General features: G+C 66.1%; 23 protein-coding genes. 7 read left to right on the forward strand and 16 right to left on the reverse strand.

Features of this window, described 5'->3' with window-relative positions; translation table 11 throughout:
• Positions 1 to 71: 71 nt before the first annotated feature.
• Positions 72 to 1,583, forward strand: coding sequence for an apolipoprotein N-acyltransferase (lnt, locus tag HU825_RS02675; protein ID WP_138300488.1), 1,512 nt, complete (start codon positions 72 to 74; stop codon positions 1,581 to 1,583).
• A gap of 111 nt (positions 1,584 to 1,694) precedes the next feature.
• Here the strand turns inward: lnt and HU825_RS02680 are convergent, their stop codons facing one another.
• Positions 1,695 to 2,468 (reverse strand): YdcF family protein, encoded by a 774-nt coding sequence (locus HU825_RS02680; RefSeq protein ID WP_234302849.1) that lies wholly within the window; start codon positions 2,466 to 2,468, stop codon positions 1,695 to 1,697.
• 64 nt (positions 2,469 to 2,532) lie between these two features.
• Positions 2,533 to 2,982: a hypothetical protein gene (locus tag HU825_RS02685; RefSeq protein WP_175415052.1), complete on the reverse strand. Its 450-nt coding sequence runs from the start codon at positions 2,980 to 2,982 to the stop codon at positions 2,533 to 2,535.
• A 254-nt stretch (positions 2,983 to 3,236) separates the two neighbouring features.
• On the opposite strand from HU825_RS02685, the gene leuS reads away from it, so the two are divergent.
• From leuS to HU825_RS02710, 5 genes are all read left to right on the forward strand, one after another.
• Complete coding sequence (gene leuS / locus HU825_RS02690) at positions 3,237 to 5,843, forward strand: leucine--tRNA ligase (RefSeq protein WP_234302850.1); 2,607 nt, start codon at positions 3,237 to 3,239, stop codon at positions 5,841 to 5,843.
• Between the two features lie 43 nt (positions 5,844 to 5,886).
• A complete protein-coding gene (gene lptE / locus HU825_RS02695) occupies positions 5,887 to 6,492 on the forward strand; it encodes an LPS-assembly lipoprotein LptE (RefSeq protein WP_043297715.1) in 606 nt (201 codons plus the stop codon).
• A gap of 37 nt (positions 6,493 to 6,529) precedes the next feature.
• On the forward strand, positions 6,530 to 7,561 hold the full coding sequence (gene holA, locus HU825_RS02700) for a DNA polymerase III subunit delta (RefSeq protein WP_077682141.1): 1,032 nt from the start codon (positions 6,530 to 6,532) through the stop codon (positions 7,559 to 7,561).
• A gap of 77 nt (positions 7,562 to 7,638) precedes the next feature.
• Positions 7,639 to 7,788 carry an alternative ribosome rescue factor ArfA gene (gene arfA, locus HU825_RS02705; protein WP_008569653.1) on the forward strand — a complete coding sequence of 50 codons (150 nt, stop codon included), beginning with the start codon at positions 7,639 to 7,641 and terminating at the stop codon, positions 7,786 to 7,788.
• Between the two features lie 62 nt (positions 7,789 to 7,850).
• On the forward strand, positions 7,851 to 9,137 hold the full coding sequence (locus tag HU825_RS02710; RefSeq protein ID WP_043297718.1) for a lytic murein transglycosylase: 1,287 nt from the start codon (positions 7,851 to 7,853) through the stop codon (positions 9,135 to 9,137).
• Between the two features lie 103 nt (positions 9,138 to 9,240).
• On the opposite strand, the gene HU825_RS02715 is transcribed toward HU825_RS02710, so the two are convergent.
• The 13 genes from HU825_RS02715 to HU825_RS02775 all read right to left on the reverse strand — a co-directional run bounded on the left by HU825_RS02715 (position 9,241) and on the right by HU825_RS02775 (position 20,828).
• Positions 9,241 to 9,585, reverse strand: coding sequence for a hypothetical protein (locus HU825_RS02715; RefSeq protein WP_043297719.1), 345 nt, complete (start codon positions 9,583 to 9,585; stop codon positions 9,241 to 9,243).
• A gap of 215 nt (positions 9,586 to 9,800) precedes the next feature.
• Complete coding sequence (lipA, locus tag HU825_RS02720; protein ID WP_043297721.1) at positions 9,801 to 10,775, reverse strand: lipoyl synthase; 975 nt, start codon at positions 10,773 to 10,775, stop codon at positions 9,801 to 9,803.
• Entirely contained in the window at positions 10,772 to 11,428 is a 657-nt protein-coding gene (gene lipB, locus HU825_RS02725; protein ID WP_043297722.1) for a lipoyl(octanoyl) transferase LipB, read from the reverse strand. Before lipB ends, lipA begins: the two co-directional genes overlap by 4 nt.
• Positions 11,428 to 11,712, reverse strand: a complete 285-nt coding sequence (locus HU825_RS02730; protein ID WP_008569648.1) for a DUF493 domain-containing protein — start codon at positions 11,710 to 11,712, stop codon at positions 11,428 to 11,430. Before HU825_RS02730 ends, lipB begins: the two co-directional genes overlap by 1 nt.
• Positions 11,713 to 11,776: 64 nt before the next feature.
• Positions 11,777 to 12,946, reverse strand: a complete 1,170-nt coding sequence (locus HU825_RS02735; protein ID WP_054094521.1) for a D-alanyl-D-alanine carboxypeptidase family protein — start codon at positions 12,944 to 12,946, stop codon at positions 11,777 to 11,779.
• Between the two features lie 53 nt (positions 12,947 to 12,999).
• Positions 13,000 to 13,986 (reverse strand): septal ring lytic transglycosylase RlpA family protein, encoded by a 987-nt coding sequence (locus tag HU825_RS02740; protein WP_043297725.1) that lies wholly within the window; start codon positions 13,984 to 13,986, stop codon positions 13,000 to 13,002.
• Positions 13,983 to 14,951: a lytic murein transglycosylase B gene (gene mltB, locus HU825_RS02745; RefSeq protein ID WP_138300494.1), complete on the reverse strand. Its 969-nt coding sequence runs from the start codon at positions 14,949 to 14,951 to the stop codon at positions 13,983 to 13,985. The genes HU825_RS02740 and mltB overlap by 4 nt, the downstream gene beginning before the upstream one ends.
• Positions 14,952 to 15,007: 56 nt before the next feature.
• Positions 15,008 to 16,111 (reverse strand): rod shape-determining protein RodA, encoded by a 1,104-nt coding sequence (gene rodA / locus HU825_RS02750; RefSeq protein WP_175415105.1) that lies wholly within the window; start codon positions 16,109 to 16,111, stop codon positions 15,008 to 15,010.
• A gap of 38 nt (positions 16,112 to 16,149) precedes the next feature.
• Entirely contained in the window at positions 16,150 to 18,042 is a 1,893-nt protein-coding gene (mrdA, locus tag HU825_RS02755) for a penicillin-binding protein 2 (protein ID WP_054094520.1), read from the reverse strand.
• Positions 18,043 to 18,057: 15 nt separating this feature from the next.
• Positions 18,058 to 18,525, reverse strand: a complete 468-nt coding sequence (rlmH, locus tag HU825_RS02760; RefSeq protein ID WP_043297728.1) for a 23S rRNA (pseudouridine(1915)-N(3))-methyltransferase RlmH — start codon at positions 18,523 to 18,525, stop codon at positions 18,058 to 18,060.
• A 3-nt stretch (positions 18,526 to 18,528) separates the two neighbouring features.
• Positions 18,529 to 18,888: a ribosome silencing factor gene (gene rsfS, locus HU825_RS02765; RefSeq protein ID WP_003286539.1), complete on the reverse strand. Its 360-nt coding sequence runs from the start codon at positions 18,886 to 18,888 to the stop codon at positions 18,529 to 18,531.
• A 15-nt stretch (positions 18,889 to 18,903) separates the two neighbouring features.
• Positions 18,904 to 19,563, reverse strand: a complete 660-nt coding sequence (gene nadD, locus HU825_RS02770) for a nicotinate-nucleotide adenylyltransferase (protein ID WP_008569641.1) — start codon at positions 19,561 to 19,563, stop codon at positions 18,904 to 18,906.
• On the reverse strand, positions 19,563 to 20,828 hold the full coding sequence (locus HU825_RS02775) for a glutamate-5-semialdehyde dehydrogenase (protein WP_234303366.1): 1,266 nt from the start codon (positions 20,826 to 20,828) through the stop codon (positions 19,563 to 19,565). The genes nadD and HU825_RS02775 overlap by 1 nt, the downstream gene beginning before the upstream one ends.
• Positions 20,829 to 21,011: 183 nt before the next feature.
• Between HU825_RS02775 and HU825_RS02780 the strand changes: the two genes are divergently transcribed.
• A complete protein-coding gene (locus HU825_RS02780) occupies positions 21,012 to 22,331 on the forward strand; it encodes a bifunctional DedA family/phosphatase PAP2 family protein (protein ID WP_043297730.1) in 1,320 nt (439 codons plus the stop codon).
• Here the strand turns inward: HU825_RS02780 and HU825_RS02785 are convergent.
• Positions 22,328 to 22,918: an LON peptidase substrate-binding domain-containing protein gene (locus HU825_RS02785; RefSeq protein WP_234302852.1), complete on the reverse strand. Its 591-nt coding sequence runs from the start codon at positions 22,916 to 22,918 to the stop codon at positions 22,328 to 22,330. The two genes, HU825_RS02780 and HU825_RS02785, sit on opposite strands and share 4 nt — an antisense overlap.
• Between the last annotated feature and the right edge of the window lie 6 nt (positions 22,919 to 22,924).

The raw sequence follows: 22,924 nt of genomic DNA on the forward strand, positions 1-22,924 counted from the left end.
GGCCTGCGGTTGGCGAGTGCCGCGGCATTCGCCCGCCGCGCGCCGCCCCCATTGTCCTTTCGAGGTTTCCGATGCTCTGGATCACCCGTCCCGGCTGGCCGGGCAACCTGCTGGCGCTGGCGGCCGGCGCGCTGACCACGCTGGCGCTGGCGCCGTTCGATCTCTGGCCACTGGCGCTGCTGTCGATCGCCCTGCTCTATCTCGGTCTGCGGCGATTAACGCCCAAGGCCGCCGCGGGGCGCGGCTGGTGCTACGGCTTCGGCCTGTTCGCCTCGGGCGTCAGTTGGGTCTACGTCAGTATCCACGACTTCGGTGCCGCCTCGCCGGCGCTGGCCGGGCTGCTGACGCTCGGTTTCGTCGCCGGGCTGGCGCTGTTCTTCGCGCTCCTCGGCTGGCTCTGGGCGCGCGGGCTGCGCCGCGAGCAGGCGCCGCTGACCGATGCCCTGGCCTTCGCCGCGCTATGGCTGGCGCTCGATGCGCTGCGCGGTTGGCTGCTCACTGGCTTTCCCTGGCTGTATGTCGGCTACAGCCAGCTGCACGGGCCGCTGGCCGGGCTGGCACCGCTCGGCGGCGTGTGGCTGCTGAGCTTCGCCATTGCGCTGAGTGCCGCACTGCTGGTGAATCTGCCGCGCCTGCTGGCAGCGCGCGCGCAGTTGGTGATCGCCCTGGCGCTGCTGGCCGCACCGTGGTTGGCCGGTTGGTGGCTCGCCGGGCATGCCTGGACGCAGGACAAGGGCGCACCGCTAACCGTCGCCGCGGTACAGGGCAACGTCGCCCAGAGCATGAAGTGGGATCCGAAGAAGCTCGAGATGCAGTTGCTGCTGTATCGCGACATGACCTTCCGCAGCCGCCCGGCCGACCTGATCGTCTGGCCGGAAACCGCGGTACCGATCCTCAAGGAACACGCCGCGGGTTATCTGGACATGATGGCGGGCTTCAGCCAGCAGCGTGACGCCGCGCTCATCACCGGTGTGCCGGTGCGCCAGCCCAACGCCGCCGGCGAGATGCGCTACTACAACGGCCTGACCGCGGTTGGCGCAGGCGCTGGCACCTACCTCAAGCAGAAGCTGGTGCCGTTCGGCGAGTACGTGCCGCTGCAGGAGGTGCTGCGCGGGCTGATCGCTTTCTTCGACCTGCCGATGTCCGATTTTGCCCGCGGCGAGCCGGGCCAGCCGCTGCTGCAGGCCAAGGGCCTGCAGATCGCCCCGTACATCTGCTACGAAGTGGTATATCCGGAGTTCGCCGCCGGCCTCGCCGCGCAGAGCGATCTGCTGCTGACGGTGAGTAACGATGCCTGGTTCGGCCGCTCCATCGGCCCGCTGCAGCATCTGCAAATGGCGCAGATGCGCGCACTGGAAGCCGGACGCTGGATGATCCGCGCCACCAACAACGGCATCACCGTGCTGATCGACCCGCGCGGGCGCATCACCGAGCAGGTGCCGCAGTTCGAGGAAGCGGTGCTCTACGGCGAGGTCACGCCGATGCAGGGGCTAACGCCCTATCTGCGCTGGCGCTCGTGGCCGCTGATCGTAGTCTGCACGCTGCTGCTCGGCTTTGCGCTGCTCAGGCGCAAGTTTGCGTGAGGACATTCAGGCTGTAGGGTGGGCTTCAGCCCACCACCATCCTGCACACGCCCATTACCAGAGGGCTGAACGTGCACACCGCGACCCTACGCCCCAGACAACCTCTACCGCTCAGTCGTTCGCCGAGCGGTACACCAGCGGGTAGACCGCCATCCCGACGATCTCGTTGAGCAGCATGCCGTTCTGCCAGTACGCCTTCACCTCCGGCAGCCAGCCACCCAGCGGCCGGCCGTTGGGCACCCCGACGAAGCCCACCGGCGCGGCGATCACCTCGATGCCGTTCTGCTCGAAGCACCAGCGCGAACGCGGCATGTGCGCCGCGGAAGTCACCAGCACCACCCGCTCGATGCCTTCGGCCTTGAGCATGCGAGCGCTGTAGACAGCATTTTCCCAGGTGGTACGGCTGCGCTCCTCGAGCCAACGGGTCGCCACGCCGAAATCCTTCTGCAGCACCTGGGCCCCGATCGCCGCTTCGCTCGGCGGCTGACCGTAGTGCAGACCGCCGCTGGCGAGAATCGGCAGGCCGGACGCCTTCGCCACCCGCGCCGCATAGCGCAGGCGCTCGAGCGCGATGTAACCCGGCTGATCGCCACCCCAGGCCGGATCGGCCTGTTCACGCCCCGCGCCGAGGATCACGATGGCGCCGGCTCGCGCCGCCAAGTCCGGCCACTGCGCCGCCTCCAGCGCCGGCTCGCGCTCGATCGCCCGCGCCGTCCACTCGGCCACGATCGGCAGGCTCATCAGCCAGAGCCCGCCGAAGCCACCGATGAAACACAGCGCCGCCAGCCGCGGTGCGCGCCGGCGCAGCCACCAGCCCAGCAGCAACAGCAGCAGCAGGCCGCCCGGCGGCAGCATCAGCTGTTTGAAGATATAACGAAGGGGCATGCGGCATCTCCGAGTCGACCGCCGGCAACTCTACGTGGCCGGCGCCCGTGCCGCTATGCGGTGCTCAATGGCGTCGGTAGGAAAACAGCCGCTGACGCGCGCGCAGCAGCTGCGAACCGCACACTGGGCAGATCGCCGGCCCAGGACCATCAGGCCAGTGCACCTCGCTACTGCACAGCGCGCAGCTCATCGACTGCTGCAGCGACAGCGGCACATGCTTGCCATGTCCGCTATGACGCCCACGCGAAACGCTGCGCAACGACGGCCGCTGGGCCTGGCGCGTCAGCAGCTCCTGCTCCTCGGCGGCCGCATGCCAGCCCGAGAGCCATTGCGCGTCGCGCTGCAGATATGCACGAATCAGTTCGAATTCGGCTGGTGTCAGGCCCCTGACCTCCAGCTCGGTATTCCCGGTTTCCCCTGCCACCGCATTACGCTCCGCCTCTTCCAGGGCCTGTGTCAGGCGTCGCAGCACGCGGCCGTAGAGACTGCTTTCTTCCGAGGGCTCTTTACCCATGATTCACCTCGCCTTCTTCCCGCCCCCAATCCAAGCGTAGACGAGAGTTGAGCGCAGGCGTCGAGGACGACAGACGGCAGTACGCGACTGGCGGCAAATCGGGTTTCCCTAGGCTGCGGGGGGTCATGTATGCTACGGCGCTTCCATGCCCTCCGCCTGCAACCGCCTCGCGGCTGCTGTCCCGCCCCGCCGGACCTGCCAGCCGAGCCTGTGCATTTGCGGAGAGCCAGCCCCCATTCCCAACGCCAGTAGCCATGCACGAACAGTATCAGCCCCGCGAAATCGAAGCCGCCGCGCAGTCTCACTGGGACGCGCAGAAATCTTTTGAAGTGAGTGAGCAGCCCGGCAAGGACACCTTCTATTGCCTGTCGATGTTCCCCTATCCCAGCGGCAAGCTGCACATGGGCCACGTGCGCAACTACACCATCGGCGACGTGATCGCCCGCTACCAGCGCATGCAAGGCAAGAACGTGCTGCAGCCGATGGGCTGGGACGCCTTCGGCATGCCGGCCGAGAACGCCGCGATGAAGAACAACGTCGCGCCGGCCAAGTGGACCTACGAGAACATCGCCTACATGAAGACCCAGCTGAAATCGCTGGGCCTGGCCATCGACTGGTCGCGCGAAGTCACCACCTGCAAGCCGGACTACTACCGCTGGGAGCAGTGGCTGTTCACCAAGCTGTTCGAAAAGGGCGTGATCTACCGCAAGAACGGCACGGTGAACTGGGATCCGGTCGACCAGACCGTACTGGCCAACGAGCAGGTCATCGACGGCCGTGGCTGGCGCTCGGGCGCGCTGATCGAGAAGCGCGAAATCCCGATGTACTACTTCAAGATCACCGCTTACGCCGATGAGCTGCTGAACAGCCTCGACGAGCTGGACGGTTGGCCGGAACAGGTCAAGACCATGCAGCGCAACTGGATCGGCAAGTCGCGCGGCATGGAGATCAGCTTCCCCTATGATGTCGCCAGCATCGGCAGCGAAGGCGCGATGAAGGTCTTCACCACCCGCCCCGACACCCTGATGGGCGCCACCTACGTGGCCGTGGCCGCTGAACATCCGCTGGCCACTCTCGCCGCGCAGAACAACCCCGAACTGCAGGCCTTCATCGACGAATGCAAGCGCGGCGGCGTCGCCGAAGCCGACATCGCCACCCAGGAGAAGAAGGGCCTGGCCACTTCCCTGCGTGTGCAGCACCCGCTGACCGGCGAGCTGCTGCCGGTATGGGTCGCCAACTACGTGCTGATGAACTACGGCGAAGGCGCGGTCATGGCCGTGCCGGCGCACGACGAGCGCGACTTCGAGTTCGCCAGCAAGTACGGCCTGCCGATCAAGCCGGTAATCCGCACCCGCGCCGGCGACGAGACGCCAGCCCCCTGGCAGGACGCCTACGGCGAGCATGGCCAGCTGATCAATTCCGGCATCTTCGACGGCCTGGATTTCGAAGGCGCCTTCGACGCCATCGAAGTGGCGCTGCAGAAGAAAGGCCTTGGCCAGGCCCGCACCCAGTTCCGCCTGCGCGACTGGGGCATCAGCCGCCAGCGCTACTGGGGCTGCCCGATCCCGATCATCCATTGCGACAGCTGCGGCGACGTGCCGGTGCCGGAAGACCAGCTGCCGGTGGTACTGCCTGAAGACGTGGTACCGGACGGTGCCGGCAGCCCGCTGGCGAAGATGCCCGAGTTCTACCAGTGCAACTGCCCGAAGTGCGGCGCCCCGGCCAAGCGCGAAACCGACACCATGGACACCTTCGTCGAGTCGTCCTGGTACTTCGCCCGCTACGCCAGCCCGAACTACGACAAGGGCATGGTCGACCCGCAAGCGGCCAACCACTGGCTGCCGGTGGATCAGTACATCGGCGGCATCGAGCACGCCATCCTGCACCTGTTGTATGCGCGCTTCTTCCACAAGCTGATGCGCGACGAAGGCCTGGTGTCGTCCAACGAGCCGTTCAAAAACCTGCTGACCCAGGGCATGGTGGTCGCCGAAACCTACTACCGCACCCTGGAAAACGGCGGCAAGGACTGGTTCAACCCCGCCGACGTCGAAGTCGAGCGTGACGCCAAGGCCAAGGTCATCGGCGCCAAGCTGAAGACTGACGGCCTGCCGGTGGAAATCGGCGGCACCGAGAAGATGTCCAAGTCGAAGAACAACGGCGTCGACCCACAGGCGATGATCGATGCTTACGGCGCCGACACCTGCCGTCTGTTCATGATGTTCGCCTCGCCGCCGGACATGAGCCTGGAGTGGTCCGACTCCGGCGTCGAGGGCGCCAGCCGCTTCCTGCGTCGCGTCTGGCGTCTGGCCCACGCGCACGTCAGCGCCGGACTGCCGGGCGCGCTGGATGTGGCCGCACTGAACGATGAGCAGAAGACCGTGCGCCGCGCGATTCATCTGGCGATCAAGCAGGCCAGCACCGATGTCGGCCAGCACCACAAGTTCAACACCGCCATCGCTCAGGTGATGACGCTGATGAACGTACTGGAGAAGGCGTCGACCGTCAGCGAACAGGACCGTGCCCTGCTGCAGGAAGGCCTGGAGGCCGTCGCCCTGCTGCTCGCGCCGATCACCCCGCACATCTGCCACGAACTCTGGCAGCAGCTGGGCAAGACCGGCGCGATCATCGATGCGCAGTGGCCCACGGTCGACGAGTCGGCCCTGGTACAGGACAGCCTGACCCTGGTGGTGCAGGTCAACGGCAAGCTGCGCGGCCAAATCGAAGTACCGGCCAGCGCCAGCCGCGAAGAGGTGGAGACCGCCGCACGCGATAACGAAAACGTGCTGCGTTTCACCGAAGGCCTGACCATCCGCAAGGTCATCGTGGTGCCGGGCAAGCTGGTCAATATCGTCGCAAACTGATCCGGTCCAGGCGCCTGCGCCTGGCCTGCAATGGGGATACAAGATGAACAAGGGCAATCTGGTAGTGCTGGGCCTGACGCTGCTATTGAGCGCCTGCGGCTTCCAGCTGCGCGGCACCGGCGATGTGGAGTTCGGCCTGAAGGAGCTCGACCTGCAGGCACGCAACAGCTACGGCGACACCGTTCGCGAGCTGGAGACGCTGCTCGAGCGCAACGACGTTCGCGTCCATCCGGGCGCCAAGTACAGCCTCAACCTGGCCAACGAGCAGACCCGCCAGCGCACCGCCAGCTATACCAGCTCGGCACGCAGCGCCGAGTACGAGCTCACCAGCACCCTCGACTATCAGTTCCGCGGACCGCAGGATCGCCTGCTGCTGGAGGACCGCGTCGAGGTGCAGAAGGTTTATGTGCACGACAGCAACAACCTGATCGGCTCCAGCCAGGAAGGCGACCAGCTGCGCCAGGAAATGCGCCGCGAGCTGCTGCAGCAACTGGTCATGCGCATCCAGCGCATCACCCCAGACGAACTCGACCGCCTGCAGCAGGAGGCCGAAACCAGAGCACGTGCCGAAGCCGAAGCCCTCGAAGCGGCGCGGCGCGCGCAGGATGCGCAGCCGCAGCAATCGCCCATCGAACTGCCCATCCAGTAATGCCCATGGGGACGGCGACGTCCCCGCGCCTGCCCGCATGAAACTCGCCCCCGCGCAGCTCGCCAAGCATCTGCAAGGCCCGCTGGCCCCGGTCTACGTGGTCAGCGGCGACGAGCACCTGCTCTGCCAGGAAGCCGCCGATGCCATCCGCGCGGCAACTCGGGCCCAAGGTTTCAGCGAGCGTCAGGTATTCCACGCTGAAAGCGGCTTCGATTGGAGCCAGCTGATCGAAGCCGGCGCCAGTCTTTCGCTGTTTGCCGAAAAGCGTCTGCTCGAACTACGCATCGCCAACGGCAAGCCCGGCGACAAGGGGGCTGCAGCACTGCTCGAATACCTCGCCCGCCCGGCCGACGACACCGTATTGCTGATCAGCCTGCCCAAGCTCGACGGCAGCACGCAGAAGACCAAGTGGGCCAAGGCGCTGATCGACGGCAAGGACGTCCAGTTCCTGCAGATCTGGCCGGTGGAGGCGACGCAGCTGCCGCAATGGATTCGCCAGCGACTGGCGCAGGCCGGCCTATCCGCCGACCAGGACGCCATCGAGCTGATCGCGGCGCGGGTCGAAGGCAATCTGCTGGCTGCCGCGCAGGAGGTCGAGAAGCTCAAGCTGTTGGCCGAAAGTGGTCAGATCAGTGCTGCGACCGTGCAGGCCGCTGTCGCCGACAGCGCCCGCTATGACGTCTTCGGCCTGATCGACGCGGCACTGCACGGCCAGGCTGCCCACGCGTTGCACATGCTCGAAGGTCTGCGAAGTGAAGGCGTGGAGGCGCCGGTGATTCTCTGGGCGCTGGCTCGCGAGTTGCGTCTGCTGGCCAACATCGCCATGCAGTACAGCCAGGGCACGCCGCTGGAACGCGCGTTCGCGCAAGCCCGCCCGCCTGTATGGGACAAGCGCCGTCCGCTGCTGAGCAAAGCGCTGCAACGCCACAGCGCCACGGCCTGGAACCAGCTGCTGGTAGAGGCGCAGCAGATCGACGCACAGGTCAAGGGGCAAGCCGAGGGCGATCCCTGGATCGGTCTTTCCCAGCTGTGCCTGCGCCTCGCCGGCAAGCGCTTCGGGCTCACCTGACCGCTCGCCAGCCACTGGACATTTTTTGTACAACGCCTATGATGCGCTCGCCTGCTCCCACGACACGAGGGCACACCATGAGCAAGAGCACGAAGCACACCAACAAGGCCAAGCGCCTGATTGCCCAACCGCTGTTCCGCAGCCGCCAGGAAACGCCGAAGAAAGGCAAAGGCAGCTACCGCCGCGAAGCCTCCCACTGGGAGGCTTCGGTCCTTCTGGCAGGCTGAAAAACCAAGCCCGGCAAAGCGTGTTAAGGTTTGCGACCTACGACACGGTCCGAGAGTTGTGCATGTTTTACCCCTTCGTTCCCGTCCTGCTGTTGCGCACGCTGGTCACCGCAGCCGGCCTGAGCCTGATCGTTGCCTGCGCCGCCGAACCACTGGCCCGCGCCGCCTCGGGAACCAGTCCCCGGACGATCGCCGCGTCGGAGGCCAGCGCGGCGAATATCGTTACCACGCCGCTCAGCTTCAGCGAATGGCGCGAGGCCTTTCGCACCGAGGCGCTCGCCGCCGGCATCTCGCCGGAGCTGTTCGATCGCGCATTTGTCGGAGTGACGCCCGACGCCAGCGTTATAGCCGCCGATCGCAGCCAACCCGAATTCACCCGGCCGGTCTGGCAATACCTCGATGGCGCGCTCTCCGACCAACGCGTGCGCAACGGCCAGCGGCTGCTCGCCGAACATGCCGCGACGCTGCAGGGCATTGAGGCGCGCTATGGTGTGGACCGCCAGGCACTGGTCGCGATCTGGGGGCTGGAAAGCAGCTTCGGCCAGATCCAGGGCGACAAATCGGTGATCCGCTCGTTGGCCACCCTGGCGCATGAAGGCCGCCGGCCGCAGTTCGCCAAGAGCCAGCTGATCGCGGCGCTGCAGATCCTGGAGACCGGCGACATCCCGCTCGAACAACTGCGTGGCTCCTGGGCCGGCGCGATGGGCCAGACCCAGTTCATTCCGACCACCTACAACACCCACGCGGTGGATTTCGACGGCGACGGCCGCCGCGACATCTGGAACAGCCCGGCCGATGCTCTGGCCTCGGCCGCGCATTACCTGCAGGCGTCCGGCTGGCAGCAGGGCCAGCCTTGGGGTTTCGAGGTGCGCCTGCCGGAACCGTTCGACTATGCGCTGGCCGACATGGCGCTGCGCAAATCGCTCGCCGAATGGCGCCGCCTGGGCCTGCGCGGCCTGCCGACAGGCTCCGATGAGCGCAGCGCGAGCCTACTGCTGCCAGCCGGCCATCGCGGGCCGGCATTCCTGGTGCTGGATAATTTCCGCGCCATTCTGCGCTACAACAACTCCTCGGCTTATGCGCTGGCCATCGGCCTGCTCGGCGAGCGCTTCCAGGGCAGCGGCCAGATTGCAGCCTCCTGGCCGCGCGGCGAGCAGCCGCTGAGTCGCTCCGAGCGGCTGGAGTTGCAGGAGCGACTGGATCGCCAGGGCTTCAATCCCGGCACCCCGGACGGCATCATCGGCGCCAATACCCGCAAGGCCATCCGTGGCTTCCAGCAACAGCTGGGCTGGCCGGCGGACGGCCATCCCAGTCAGGAGCTGCTGGGGCGCTTGCGCGACCGGCCATAATGTCTGCGGTAGCCTCAAGGCCACCGATCGACTGGCTAACCGGCGAATTCAAGCCACAAAAAAACCCTGCCGGAGCAGGGTTTTTGCGTTTCGGCAATCGGGTTCAGTGCTTGACGGCCACTTCGTAGAGGTAGTCCGGCAGCGGATCGATCACCACCTGGTGGCCGGCGTAATGTGCCTGCACTGCTTCGCGCGGCACCACACCGTGCGGCGCGCGTTCATCGCCACCGAGGCGCTGGCGGGCACGGTAATCGATCACGCAGCCATCGGCTTCGACCCAGAAGTGTGGCGACAGCACCTTGCCGTCCAGCTCGACCTGCCCCAGCATCGCCTGATAGGGGATGTGCTGACGCGCCAGGCGTGTCACCACGAGGCGGCTCATGGCGTCGCATTCAACCTTGGCGGCGTCCAGATCATCGAGCAGGTTCTTCAGCTGGGGATAACTCATGTGCGGTGGCCCTCGGCCTTGTGATGTCAGACGCGGGGCACTATAGACCAAAGTCTAATGCGGCGAAATGGCGCAATTTTCTTGCCAAGCGCAACGGGAAACACAAACAGTTGCGAACGCGACGGGGAAGACTATGCGAAACCGCGTGGAGGACTCGCGCGAGGGCCGTAGACGGGCGAACCGCCCGGCGTTGCGCCGGGACGGCTCGGGGCGCATTAGTCCTTGGCGGCGTGCGCCTGCTGGTCGGCGTGGTACGAGGATCGTACCAGCGGGCCCGAAGCGATGTTCTTGAAGCCCATCTTCATCCCCTCTTCGGCAAACCAGGCGAAGGTGTCCGGATGGACGAAGCGCTGCACCGGCAGGTGGCTGCGCGACGGTTGCAGATACTGACCGAGGGTCAGCATGTCGATGTCATGCTCGCGCATGCGCTGCATGACCTCGATGACCTCCTCGTCGGTCTCGCCGAGGCCGAGCATCAGTCCCGACTTGGTCGGCACGCCCGGCACGCGCTGCTTGAACTTCTCCAGCAAATCCAGCGACCACTCGAAATCCGAGCCGGGACGGGACGACTTGTACAGCCGCGGCACGGTTTCCAGGTTGTGGTTGAAGACATCCGGCGGCTCGCTGGCAGTGATGTCGAGGGCGATGTCCATACGCCCGCGGTAGTCCGGCACCAGCGTTTCCAACTGGATGTTCGGCGACAGCTTGCGGATTTCGCGCAGACAGTCGGCAAAATGCTGAGCGCCACCGTCGCGCAGGTCATCGCGGTCCACCGAGGTGATCACCACATACTTAAGGCGCATGTCGGCGATGGCCTGGGCCAGGTTCTTCGGCTCGTCGGGGTCCAGGGCGTTGGGCCGGCCGTGGCCGACGTCGCAGAACGGACAGCGCCGCGTGCAGATATCGCCCATGATCATGAACGTCGCGGTGCCGCTGGAGAAGCACTCGCCCAGGTTCGGGCAGGAGGCCTCTTCGCAGACGCTGTGCAGCTTGTGCTTGCGCAGGGTGTTCTTGATCTGGTCCACCTCTGGCGAGACCGGGATGCGCACGCGGATCCAGTCGGGCTTCTTCGGCAGCTCGTCGGTGGGGATGATCTTCACCGGAATGCGCGCGACCTTGTCCGCGCCACGCAGCTTGACCCCGGCCTCAACCTTCGCCGGGCGCTTGCCGGCCGTATCAACAGTACTCATATGTTTTCGATTCCGCCCGCGAGGGTCTTCTGTTGCGCGTATCCGAGGTGCCGGGCCAGTTGCGTGCGCAGTCGACCGACGACTTCGGAGAAGTCCACCGGACCGATCAGATCGCGCAGCTGTGTCATCGCCAGCCCCGCATAACCGCAGGGATTGATGCGCCGGAAAGGTTCCAGGTCCATGTCCACGTTCAGCGCCAGGCCGTGGAAGGAGCGACCGTTGCGAATGCGCAGGCCGAGCGAGGCGATCTTGGCGCCGTCGACATATACACCCGGCGCATCCGGTTTGGCCAGCGCGGCGACGTCGTAGCTGGCGAGGAGATCGACCAGGCTCTGTTCGATATGACTGACCAGCGCGCGTACGCCGATACCGCGCCGACGGACATCGATCAGCAGGTAGCAGACCAGCTGCCCCGGGCCGTGATAGGTCACCTGACCGCCGCGATCGACCTGCACCACCGGGATGTCGCCGGGAAACAGCACGTGCTCAGCCTTGCCGGCCTGGCCCTGGGTGAACACCGGGGGATGCTGCAGCAACCAGAGCTCGTCGCCGGTTTGCGGACCGCGCTGATTGGTGAACCGCTGCATGGCCTGCCAGGCCGTCTGGTAGTCGATCAGCCCAAGCTCGCGGATGCCGAGCACCTCGGCATCCATCACAGCACCATGTGGACGCGGCCGGTGGCGCGCAAATCGACGTGGATCGCCTGCAATTGCTCGACGCCGGTGGCGGTGATCAGCACCTGCACGGAGAGAAAGCGCCCGTTGCGGCTGTCACGGGTGACCAGTGTGGTCTCGTCGCAATCCGGCGCATGGCGCTGGATGACTTCGAGCACCAGCTCGCGAAAGCCCTCGCCGGCCTCGCCGATCACCTTGATCGGATAACGCTCGCAGGGAAATTCGATTTTCGGCGCAGTAGGTTCGCTGTGGTTATCGGTCATGGCGACGGACTCGTGATCCGCAGGCACGCCGGCGCGGGATAGGCGCTGACGTGCCGACGCGTTGTCAGTTGAACAGGCTGTAGAAGAACAGGCGAATGCTATCCCAAAGACGGCGGAACAGCCCACCTTCTTCTACCGCTTCCAGCGCGACCAGATCGGCGCTGTGCAGCACTTCCTCGCCGAGCTTGACCTCGACCTTGCCGACTACCTGGCCCTGGCTGATCGGTGCAATCAGCGTGTCGCTGAAGCTCATGCTGGCCTGGAGCTTGTCCAGTTGGCCGCGCGGCAGAGTCAGCGTCAGGTCCTCGGCGAGGCCGGCCTTGACCTGGCTCTGCTGCCCTTTCCAGACCTGCTGCTGAGCCAGTTCGACACCTTTCTGGTAGAAGGTCCGGGTCTCGAAGAAACGGAAGCCGTAGGTCAGCAACTTTTGCGTTTCGGCAGCGCGCGCCTGCTCGCTGTCAGTGCCGAACACCACCGAAATCAGGCGCATGCCATCGCGCACGGCCGAGGCAACCAGGCAGTAGCCAGCCTCTTCGGTATGGCCGGTCTTCAGGCCGTCGACGGTCTTGTCGCGCCACAGCAGCAGGTTACGGTTGGGCTGCTTGATGTTGTTCCAGAAGAATTCCTTCTGCGCGTAGATGGCGTAGTGCGCCGGGTCTTGGTAGATGATCGCGCGCGCCAGCTTGGCCATGTCATGGGCGGAGGAGTAGTGCTCCGGGTCCGGCAGGCCGGTGGCGTTCATGAAGTGGGTGTTGCTCATGCCCAGGCGCTGCGCCGTGGTGTTCATCATGTCGGCGAAGGCTTCTTCGCTGCCGGCGATGTGCTCGGCCATCGCCACGCTGGCATCGTTGCCCGACTGGATGATGATGCCGTGCAGCAGGTCGTCCACCGAGACCTGGGTATTGACCTGAATGAACATGCGCGAACCGCCGGTGCGCCACGCCTTCTCGCTGACGGTCACCATGTCGCTGTCGCTGATCTGCCCTTTCTGGATCTCCAGCGTGGCGATGTAGGCGGTCATCAGCTTGGTCAGACTGGCGGGCGGCAGGCGCTCGTCGCTGTTGCTTTCAATCAGCACCTTGCCGCTGGCCGCGTCCATCAGCATGTAGGATTTGGCCGCCAGCTGCGGCGGCGACGGGATGGCGGGAGCCGCCCAGGCCACTGGGGTGGCAGTGGTGACGATCGCCAGCAAGGCGAAAACTATGAAGCGAGGCATGCAAGTCTTGATGTTCATCCGTTTCTCGAATTGGTTTCAGGTAAGACAGGGGTTCGCGCTGCGACGGCGGCTCAATCGGCCTGCACCCGGCGGGGCTGTCCGAGATTGGCCAGGCGCACGCTTTGCTCCAGCTGCGACGCCTCGTCGGCGCTGCCGATGGGGCCGAGACGGACACGGTGCAGGGTCTGCTGGTTGTGCACCACCGAGCTGATGAACACCGGCGCGGAGACCACGCCGCTCAGCTTGTCCTTAAGCAGTTCGGCAGCGTCCGGGTTGGCGAACGCACCGACCTGGAGGAACAGTCCCGAGGACTGCACCGCGTCAGGCGAGCGCTCCAGCTCGACCGGCAAGACCGCGGCAGCATGCTGTTGCGGCGGCGGCGTGTACTGCTCGATGGGTTGCGCCAGGGTGCTGCTGGCGGGCTTGGGCGCGGCTGTCTGAGCCTGCGCCATGACCAGCGGCACCGGCTTGCCCTGTGCGGCCCACCATTGCTGCGGGTCGATTCCCTCGACCTTGACCCGTGCCGTGCCGGTCTCGGCATAGCCGAGCTTCTTCGCCGCGGCGAAGGACAGGTCGATGACCCGATCGGAGTAGAACGGCCCGCGATCGTTGACCCGCAGCGTCACGCTGCGGCCGTTGTCCAGATTGGTGACCTTGACGTAGCTGGGCAGCGGCAGGGTCTTGTGCGCCGCGCTCATGCCATACAGGTCGTACTTTTCACCATTGGCGGTCGGCTGGCCATGAAACTTGGTGCCGTACCAGGAGGCGGTACCGACCGCGGAATAGCGGCGGCCGTCGCTCATCGGGAAATAGGTCTTGCCCAGCACGGTATAGGGATTGGCCTTGACCGGCCCGTAGTGCGGCATCGGCGTCGCATCGGGAATCTGCGAGACGTCGACATCCCACCAGGGCGCGCCGTCCTTGCTCGGCCGGGTGAAATCGCCCGGACCACTGATGCCTGGCTTGCGCGCGGGCGCCTGCGTCGTCGGCGACGACGAGCAGCCGGCGAGCAGCACGCCGGCGAGACCGAGCGCCAGTAGCGCTGTGGTACGCGTCATGGTTGTTGCCCTCGCGCCGCTGCCAACGCCTCGGACAGCTGATGCACGGCCATCGCGTACATCACGCTGCGGTTGTAACGGGTGATGACGTAGAAGTTGGGCAGCCCCAGCCAGTATTCCTCGCCGTCGGCACCCTCCAGGCGGAAGGCGGTGACCGCCGTATCGTCGGCGACCGGAGAATTAACGTTCCAGCCCAGCTCGCGCAGCTCGGCCACGCTTTTCACCGGATCGAGACCCGGACTCAGACCCTCGGCGACGCGTTCGCCGTCGACCTCGGCGCGTGCCACCACCGGCTCGCCACTGGTCCAGCCGTGCTGCTTGAAGTAGCTGGCCGCGCTGCCGATGGCATCCACGGGGTTGTTCCAGATGTCGATGCGTCCGTCGTCGTCGAAATCCACCGCATAGGCGCGAAAGCTGCTCGGCATGAACTGCGGCAGGCCCATCGCGCCGGCGTAGGAGCCCTTGAGTGTGAGCGGATCGACCTGCTCCTCACGCGCGAGCAGGAGGAACTCCTTGAGCTGCTGGCGGAAGAACGGCTGGCGCGGCGGATAATCGAAGCCCAGCGTCGACAGCGCGTCGATGACCCGGTAATTGCCGGTATTGCGGCCGTAGAAGGTTTCCACGCCGATGATCGCCACGATCACCTCGGCCGGTACGCCGTAGACCTGCTCGGCGCGGGCCAGCGCCTCCTCGTTCTGCCGCCAGAAGTCCACGCCCTGGGCGATCCGCGAGTCGGTGATGAAGATCGGCCGGTACTCCTTCCATGGCTTGACCCGCTCGGCCGGACGCGAGATGGCATCGAGGATCGCCTGCTTGCGCTCGGCCTGGGCGAACAGGTCGAGCAGCTGCTCGCTGGCGAAACCGTAATCGCGGGTCATCTCGGCGACGAACTCGTCCACGTTCGGCCCCTGGTAATCGGCGGCGAGGGCTGTCTGCCCGCCCGCAGCCCCAAGGATTCCTGCCATGCAGAGGATTCGCGCCGTCCAGCCACGCCGTAATGAAATCAAGAAATACACTCTCGTCAAACCTGGGCGATCCACTTGCGATGGGTGTGGATCGACATCAAAACCCCGAACCCTGACAGCAGGGTCACCAGTGAAGTTCCGCCGTAGCTAATGAAGGGTAACGGCACGCCCACCACCGGCAGCAACCCGCTGACCATACCGATATTGACGAAGACGTAAACGAAAAAGGTCATCGTCAGCGCACCAGCCAGCAGTTTGCCGAACAACGTCTGCGCCTGCACGGTGATCACCAGACCGCGGGTAATCAGCAGCAAATACACCAGCAGCAGCAAGCAGACGCCGACCATGCCGAACTCCTCGGCGAGGACCGCAATGATAAAGTCCGTGTGGCTTTCCGGCAAAAAATCCAGGTGCGATTGCGTGCCCAGCAGCCAGCCTTTGCCGAATACACCGCCCGAGCCGATGGCGGCCTTGGACTGGATGATGTTCCAGCCGGTACCCAGCGGATCGCTCTCCGGGTCGAGGAAAGTCAGCACCCGCTGCTTCTGGTAATCGTGCAGCACGAAGTACCACATCGCCACGGCGATCGGCACCACGGCCGCGGCCGCGCCCATGATCCAGCTCCAGCGCAGGCCGGCGACGAACAGCACGAAGGCGCCGGAGGCAAGGATCAGCAGCGCGGTGCCGAGGTCGGGCTGCTTCACGATCAGCACGAACGGCACCACGATCAGCGCCAGACTCACCAGGGTGTGCTTGAAGCGCGGCGGCAGCGGGCGTGCCGCCAGGTACCAGGCGATGGTCATCGGCATGATGATCTTCATGAATTCCGAAGGCTGGAAGCGGATCACCCCGGGGATGTTGATCCAGCGCGTAGCGCCCATCGCGGTGTGCCCCATGAACTCCACCGCCAGCAGCAACCCCACCACCGCGAGGTAGCCCAGCGGCACCCAGCGCGCCATGAAGCGCGGCTCCAGCTGGGCGATGACCAGCATGGCGCCGAGCCCCAGGCCAAAGGATGACGCCTGCTTGAGCAGCAGATCCCAGTTCTTGCCGCTGGCCGAATAGAGGATGAACAGACTGCCGGCGGCCAGCAGCAGCAACAGCAACAGCAGCTGCGCATCGATGTGCAACCGCTGCAGCAGGCTGGCGCGGCGGCGCATGACGTCTTCGCGAGACAGGGTACGGTCGAAATTGCTGTTCATGGCTTTTTGGCGCCCGTGGTGGTCGGCGCGGCGTACTCGGCCTTCAGCTGGCCATTCTCATCCAGCAGCCAGGCATCCATGACCTGTTTGGCCACCGGCGCGGCGACGCCCGAGCCCGACTCGCCATTCTCCACCATCACCGCCACGGCAATCTGCGGATCATGGACCGGGGCGAAGGCGACGAACAGCGCGTGGTCGCGGTGACGCTCGTTGAGCTTGCCGCTGTCGTAGCGCTCGCCCTGCTTGATCGCCACCACCTGTGCCGTGCCGCTCTTGCCGGCGATACGATAGGCGGCGCTGTCGCCGACCTTGCGCGCGGTGCCGCGGGCACCGTGCAGCACCTGCTCCATGCCGCGGATCGAATAGTCCCAGAACTTCGGATCGCGCAGCTCGATGTCCGGCAGCGGATTCGGATCGACCGGCGGCTGGTCGCCGATGCGCTTGGCCAGGTGCGGGCGAATCCATTTGCCGCGCGTGGCCATCAGCGCGGTCGCCTGCGCCAGCTGCAGCGGCGTGGCCTGCATGTAGCCCTGGCCGATGCCGAGAATGACCGTCTCGCCGGGATACCAGGCCTGGCGATAGCGCGCACGCTTCCACTCGCGCGACGGCATCAGCCCGGCGGTTTCCTCGTACATGTCCAGCGCCACGCGCTGGCCGAGGCCGAAACGGGTCATGTAGTCGTGCATGCGATCCACGCCCAGCTTGTGCGCCATGTCGTAAAAGTAGGTGTCGTTGGAACGCATGATCGCCACTTCCAGATCCACTGGGCCATCGCCGCCGCGATTCCAGTTGCGGTATTTGTGTTTCACGTTGGGTAGCTGGTAGTAGCCCGGGTCGTACACCCGGCTGGTCGGCGTAATGACCCCGGCATCCAGCCCGGCGATCGCCATCATCGGCTTGATCGTCGAGCCGGGCGGATAGAGACCGCGCAGTACGCGGTTGTACAGCGGCCGATCGATCGAGTCGCGCAGCTCGCCATACGCCTTGAAGCTGATGCCGGTGACGAACAGGTTAGGATCGAAGCTCGGCTGACTGACCATCGCCACCACCTCACCGGTATCCGGCAGCAGCGCGACGATCGCCCCACGCCGGCCGCCCAGCGCGGCCTCGGCGGCCTCCTGCAGTTTGAGGTCAAGGGTCAGCGTCAGGTCCTTGCCGGGAATCGGGTCGGTGCGTTTGAGCACGCGCAGCACGCGGCCGCGGGCGTTGGTCTCGACTTCTTCGTAGCCGACCTGGCCGTGCAGCACGTCCTCGTAGAATTTTTCGATGCCGGTCTTGCCCATGTGATGGGTGCCGCTGTAGTTCACCGGGTCGAGCGACTGCAGCTCCTTTTCGTTGATCCGCCCGACGTAACCGACCGAGTGGGCGAAGTGCGGCCCCTGCGGATAGTGCCGTACCAGCTGCGCCGACACCTCGATACCGGGCAGACGGAACTGATTCACCGCGATGCGGGCGATCTGCTCCTCCGACAGCTCGTACATGATGGGCACCGGTTCGAACGGCCGGCGCCCCTGCAATACGCGCTTCTCGAACAGCTCGCGCTCCTCGGCCGGCAGCTCCAGCACCTCGACGACCCGGTCAAGCACGCCGCGCCAGTCCTGCCCGGCGCGCTCGCGGGTGACCGTCAGACTGAAACTCGGGCGGTTGTCGGCGATCACCCGGCCGTTGCGATCGAAGATCAGCCCGCGGTTGGGCGGGATCGGCTGCACGTGCACACGGTTGTTTTCCGACAGCGTCGAATGGTGCTCGAACTGCACTACCTGCAGGTAGTACATGCGCGCCACCAGCACACCGATCAGCAGCACCACCACGACAATGCCGACCAGCGCGCGACTGCGCACCAGCAGGGCATCCTTTTCGTGGTCCTTGAGGGGGATCGGTTGCGGCATGGATCGGTCGTCGGACTACTTGTGATAGGGGTGGCCGGACAGCAGTGTCCAGGCACGATAGATCTGCTCACCCACCAGAATCCGCACCAGCGGATGCGGCAGCGTCAGTGGCGACAGCGACCAGCGCTGCTCGCTGCGCGCGCAGACCTCTGGCGCCAGCCCTTCCGGGCCGCCGACCATGAGGTTGACGTTGCGCGCATCCAGCCGCCAGCGCTCCAGCTCTGCCGCCAGTTGCTCGGTGCTCCACGGCTTGCCGTGTACCTCCAGCGTGACGATGCGCTCGCCCGGCTGCACCCTGGCCAGCATCGCCTCGCCTTCCTGGCGGATCAGGCGCGCCACATCGGCGTTCTTGCCACGGGTGTTGAGCGCAATCTCCACCAGATCGAGCGGCAGCTCGGATGGCAGGCGGCGGGCATATTCCTGCCAGCCCTCCTCCACCCAGCGCGGCATCTTCGAGCCGACGGCGATCAGCTTGATCCGCACGGGTTACTCCGGATCGTGGCTGTGCTGCGCGCGGCTCTGTTCGGCGCCCTGCCAGAGGCGTTCGAGATCGTAGAACTGGCGAGTCGGCACCTGCATGACGTGCACCACCACGTCGCCCAGGTCGAGCAGGGCCCACTCGCCGCCTTCCAGGCCTTCACTGCCCAGCGGGCGCACGCCCTGTTCCTTGACCTTCTCCAGCACGTTGTCGGCCAGCGCCTTGACCTGGCGACTGGAGCCGCCGCTGGCGATCACCATGTAGTCGGTGACGCTGGTCTTACCGCGCACATCGATGGTGACGATGTCCTGGGCCTTCAAATCTTCCAGCGCGGCGACCGCCAGCTGGACCAAAGCTTCAGTTTGCATAACGTGAAAACAACCTCAGTTCGACGCCCGGTAGAGTCCGTGCGCGTTGATGTAAGCCAGAACGGCGTCGGGCACCAGAAAACGCACCGACTTGCCGCTGGCCAGCAATTGACGAATCTGCGTGGCGGACACCTCCAGCGGTGTCTGCCAGACGAAGGCGATCTGCCCGGCAGCGCCGGCCAGTGCCTGTGGATCGGAAACACTGCGCGCGGCCAGCAGATCGCGCAACGCCTGCGGCGCCTCGCTGCCGGCATCCGGCCGCTGCAGCACGAGGATGTGGCAATAGTCGAGCAGCTCCTCCCAGCGATGCCAGGTCGGCAGCCCACAGAACGCATCCCAGCCGACGATCAGCAGCAGCTGGTCGTCGGCCGCCAACTCCTCACGCAGCGAGATCAGCGTCTCGATGGTGTAGGACGGCTTCGCCCGCTCCAGCTCACGGGCATCGACGCACAGCGGCGGCAGGTCGGCCACCGCCAGGCGGACCATCGCCAGACGGTCCTCAGCCGAGCAGCTCGGCGTTTCGCGGTGCGGCGGGCGCGCATTGGGGATCAGCCGCAACTCGTCGAGACCGAACATCTCGGCCACCTCCAGCGCGCCGCGCAGGTGACCGATGTGTACCGGATCGAAGGTACCGCCGAGGATGCCGATGCGCCGTGCGCCGCTGCCGTGGCGCATCAGGTGCGGACGTGACCGTCGCCGAAGACCACATACTTCTCGCTGGTCAGCCCGTGCAGACCGACCGGCCCGCGGGCGTGCAGCTTGTCGGTGGAGATGCCAATCTCCGCGCCCAGGCCGTACTCGAAGCCGTCGGCGAAACGCGTCGAGGCGTTGACCATCACCGAACTGGAATCGACTTCGGTGAGGAAGCGCCGCGCATCGGTAAAGTTCTCGGTGACGATCGCATCGGTGTGCTGCGAGCCGTAGCGATTGATGTGCTCGATGGCCTCATCCAGCGAATCGAGGATGCGGATCGACAGAATCGGCGCATTGTACTCGGTGGACCAGTCTTCTTCGCTGGCCACCAGCACGTCGCCACCGAGCAGCGCCCGGGTGCGCTCGCAACCGCGCAGCTCGACACCCTTTTCGCGGTAGATCGCCGCCAGCGGTGGCAGCACACGCTCGGCGATGCCCTGGTGTACCAGCAGCGTCTCCATCGCATTGCACGGCGCGTAGCGCTGGGTCTTGGCGTTGTCGGCGACGCGGATTGCCTTGTCGACGTCCGCAGCGATATCGACATACACATGGCAGATGCCATCCAGGTGCTTGATCACCGGCACTCGGGCATCGCGGCTGATGCGTTCGATCAGCCCCTTGCCGCCGCGCGGCACGATCACGTCGACGTATTCGGGCATCGCGATCAGCGCGCCGACGGCCGCGCGGTCGGTGGTCTCCACCACCTGCACGGCAGCGGCGGGCAGGCCGGCCTCGGCCAGACCGAGCTGGATGCAGCGAGCGATGGCCTGGTTGGAATGAATGGCCTCGGAACCGCCACGCAAGATGGTGGCGTTGCCCGACTTCAGGCACAGGCTGGCAGCGTCGATGGTCACGTTGGGCCGCGACTCGTAGATGATGCCGACCACGCCCAGCGGCACGCGCATCTTGCCGACCTGGATGCCCGAGGGCATGTAGCGCATGTCGCGGATTTCACCGATCGGATCGGGCAGCGCGGCGACCTGGCGCAGGCCCTCGATCATGCTGTCGATCACCTTGGGCGTGAGCGCCAGGCGGTCGAGCATTGCCGCGTCCAGGCCATTGGCACGGCCGCCGGCCAGATCCAGTTCATTGGCGGCGACCAGCTCGGCACGCGCGGCATCGAGCGCGGCGGCGGCGGCCTGCAGGGCACGGTTCTTCTGCGCGGTGCTGGCGCGCGCGAGCACCCGCGAGGCGTCGCGCGCGGCGCGGCCCAGGCGGGTCATGTAGTCGAGCACGGACTCGGTCATGGTCTTGCTGGCCTGACGAAAGGGAAAGCGGCTGATTATAGCCACCCCAGCCCGTGCCGCACAGCCGCGTCGGGCGAACGGGCCGGCCTCGTCGGCGCGCAGTGGCATCGCTATCATCCGCGCGGTGAAACCCGCGCCGTCAGCGACGGGTCGAAAAGGCCTCACCCGAACAAGGAATCGCGCATGAGCCAGTGGCTCGACCCGTTCACCGCCTGGCTTGGCGCCCATCCGCAATGGCTCGGCCTGGTGCTGTTGATCGCCGCCTGCGTCGAATGCCTGGCGGTGGTCGGGTTGCTGGTCCCCGGTACCGTGCTGCTGTTCGCCGTCGCCATGCTCGCCGGCAGCGGCGCGCTGACGTTGAGCGAGACGCTGCTGCTGGGCTTCTCCGGCGGCCTGCTCGGCGATCTGATTTCCTACGGCCTCGGGCGCCGTTACCACCAGGGCATCCGCCGTCTGCCGGGGCTGCGCCACCATCCCGAATGGCTGCTACGCGCCGAACACTACTTCGCCCGCTATGGCGTCGCCAGCCTGCTGGTCGGCCGCTTCATCGGCCCGCTGCGACCGATGCTGCCGATGACCGCGGGGATGCTCGACATGCCGTTCGGCCGCTTCCTGCTGGTCAGTCTGGTGGCAGCGGCCGGCTGGTCGATGGCCTACCTGCTGCCCGGCTGGACCGCCGGTGCGGCGCTGCGCCTGCCGCTGGCCGAGGGTTTCTGGGGCGAAGCGGGGGCGGTTGTCGGCGCGATCGTACTGCTGATCGGTGCGATCATTCACGGCAGTTTCCGCCACCAGCGCTGGGTCAGCGCCGTCGCCGCCGGGCTGAGCACGCTGATCCTGTTAGGACTGTTCTTTGGCTGGCCGCACCTGCGCGAGTTCGACGAAGGGCTGCTGACGGTGATCCAGGCCGAACGCAGCGCACCGATGGACCGTGTCATGGTGCTGATCACCCGCCTGGGCGATTTCCACACGCAGCTGTGGGCCGCGGTGCTGCTGAGCCTGCTGCTGCTGTTGCTGCGCCAGTGGCGCGCCGCGCTGTTCGCCATCGCCACGCTGCTCGGCACAGCACTGGCCAACGGCGCGCTGAAGGCGACTTTCGCCCGCGTGCGGCCGGAAGTGCTGCTCGAACCGCTGGGCAGCTACAGCTTCCCCAGCGGACACAGCTCGGCGGCGTTCGCCCTGTTCCTCACCCTCGGCGTGCTGGCCAGCCGCGAGCAGCCGCCACGCCTACGCCTGGCATGGCTGCTGCTGGCGGGGCTGCCGGCCACCGCCATCGCACTGTCGCGGGTCTATCTGGGGGTGCACTGGAGCACCGACGTACTGGCCGGCGCGCTGCTCGCCGCCACGTTCTGTTCGCTCAGCCTGACGCTGGTGCAATGGCGCACACCGCTGCCGGCGCTGTCGCCGCGCGCATGGTGGCTGATTCTGCCGGCGTGCCTCGGCCTGCTGGGCGCCTTCTCGCTCTGGGCACTGCCAACGGCGATGCTGATGTATCGGTACTCCTAGCCGGCCAGCTCGCCCTGCAGCGCTTCCAGCAGGGACTGGATCAGCTCGAGCTGCGCCTGCGGCGCCTCCAGCGCCAGCAGGTCGAGCTTCTGCCGGGGCTGGAACGGCAGCAGATAGGCCAGCTGTGCGGCGAGATCGCGCTGCCCGGCCGGCGTGCCGCCCATGCCCAGGCTTTCGACCATCGGATGGCGACCCAGCGCCTGCAGCAGCATCAGCAGATCGGCATGGCTGTCGTCCAGCGGCCGCTCGGCGAGCTCACCGAGCCAGCGTACGTGGGCAATGCTGAGCTGATCGCGCTGGACCTCGGAAGACTCCACGCAGAAGCGCCGCCCGCCCTCGACGCGAATACCCAACAGGCCGTTGGGCTGCTGCTGCCAGTCCCTGATCAGCGCCTCGCAGCCAATCCGGGCGAACGCCGCCGGCGCCGGACCGACTTCACTGCCCTCAAGAATATGCACCACACCGAACCCATGACCGGCCTTCAAGCAGCCGCTGAGCATGTCCAGGTAGCGCGGTTCGAAAACCTGCAGATCCAGCGTGCAGCCAGGAAACAACACGGTATCGAGCGGAAACAGCGGCAGCTTCATGCAGGC

The organism is Pseudomonas phenolilytica (genome assembly GCF_021432765.1).
Classification (GTDB): domain Bacteria; phylum Pseudomonadota; class Gammaproteobacteria; order Pseudomonadales; family Pseudomonadaceae; genus Stutzerimonas; species Stutzerimonas phenolilytica.

What these genes read in the sequence shown, in the direction of transcription:
- lnt (WP_138300488.1), top strand. Translation starts at nt 72, where the DNA reads ATGCTCTGGATCACCCGTCCCGGCTGGCCGGGCAACCTGCTGGCGCTG.
- HU825_RS02680 (WP_234302849.1), bottom strand. Translation starts at nt 2,468, where the DNA reads ATGCCCCTTCGTTATATCTTCAAACAGCTGATGCTGCCGCCGGGCGGC.
- HU825_RS02685 (WP_175415052.1), bottom strand. Translation starts at nt 2,982, where the DNA reads ATGGGTAAAGAGCCCTCGGAAGAAAGCAGTCTCTACGGCCGCGTGCTG.
- leuS (WP_234302850.1), top strand. Translation starts at nt 3,237, where the DNA reads ATGCACGAACAGTATCAGCCCCGCGAAATCGAAGCCGCCGCGCAGTCT.
- lptE (WP_043297715.1), top strand. Translation starts at nt 5,887, where the DNA reads ATGAACAAGGGCAATCTGGTAGTGCTGGGCCTGACGCTGCTATTGAGC.
- holA (WP_077682141.1), top strand. Translation starts at nt 6,530, where the DNA reads ATGAAACTCGCCCCCGCGCAGCTCGCCAAGCATCTGCAAGGCCCGCTG.
- arfA (WP_008569653.1), top strand. Translation starts at nt 7,639, where the DNA reads ATGAGCAAGAGCACGAAGCACACCAACAAGGCCAAGCGCCTGATTGCC.
- HU825_RS02710 (WP_043297718.1), top strand. Translation starts at nt 7,851, where the DNA reads ATGTTTTACCCCTTCGTTCCCGTCCTGCTGTTGCGCACGCTGGTCACC.
- HU825_RS02715 (WP_043297719.1), bottom strand. Translation starts at nt 9,585, where the DNA reads ATGAGTTATCCCCAGCTGAAGAACCTGCTCGATGATCTGGACGCCGCC.
- lipA (WP_043297721.1), bottom strand. Translation starts at nt 10,775, where the DNA reads ATGAGTACTGTTGATACGGCCGGCAAGCGCCCGGCGAAGGTTGAGGCC.
- lipB (WP_043297722.1), bottom strand. Translation starts at nt 11,428, where the DNA reads ATGGATGCCGAGGTGCTCGGCATCCGCGAGCTTGGGCTGATCGACTAC.
- HU825_RS02730 (WP_008569648.1), bottom strand. Translation starts at nt 11,712, where the DNA reads ATGACCGATAACCACAGCGAACCTACTGCGCCGAAAATCGAATTTCCC.
- HU825_RS02735 (WP_054094521.1), bottom strand. Translation starts at nt 12,946, where the DNA reads ATGAACATCAAGACTTGCATGCCTCGCTTCATAGTTTTCGCCTTGCTG.
- HU825_RS02740 (WP_043297725.1), bottom strand. Translation starts at nt 13,986, where the DNA reads ATGACGCGTACCACAGCGCTACTGGCGCTCGGTCTCGCCGGCGTGCTG.
- mltB (WP_138300494.1), bottom strand. Translation starts at nt 14,951, where the DNA reads ATGGCAGGAATCCTTGGGGCTGCGGGCGGGCAGACAGCCCTCGCCGCC.
- rodA (WP_175415105.1), bottom strand. Translation starts at nt 16,111, where the DNA reads ATGCGCCGCCGCGCCAGCCTGCTGCAGCGGTTGCACATCGATGCGCAG.
- mrdA (WP_054094520.1), bottom strand. Translation starts at nt 18,042, where the DNA reads ATGCCGCAACCGATCCCCCTCAAGGACCACGAAAAGGATGCCCTGCTG.
- rsfS (WP_003286539.1), bottom strand. Translation starts at nt 18,888, where the DNA reads ATGCAAACTGAAGCTTTGGTCCAGCTGGCGGTCGCCGCGCTGGAAGAT.
- nadD (WP_008569641.1), bottom strand. Translation starts at nt 19,563, where the DNA reads ATGCGCCACGGCAGCGGCGCACGGCGCATCGGCATCCTCGGCGGTACC.
- HU825_RS02775 (WP_234303366.1), bottom strand. Translation starts at nt 20,828, where the DNA reads ATGACCGAGTCCGTGCTCGACTACATGACCCGCCTGGGCCGCGCCGCG.
- HU825_RS02780 (WP_043297730.1), top strand. Translation starts at nt 21,012, where the DNA reads ATGAGCCAGTGGCTCGACCCGTTCACCGCCTGGCTTGGCGCCCATCCG.
- HU825_RS02785 (WP_234302852.1), bottom strand. Translation starts at nt 22,918, where the DNA reads ATGAAGCTGCCGCTGTTTCCGCTCGATACCGTGTTGTTTCCTGGCTGC.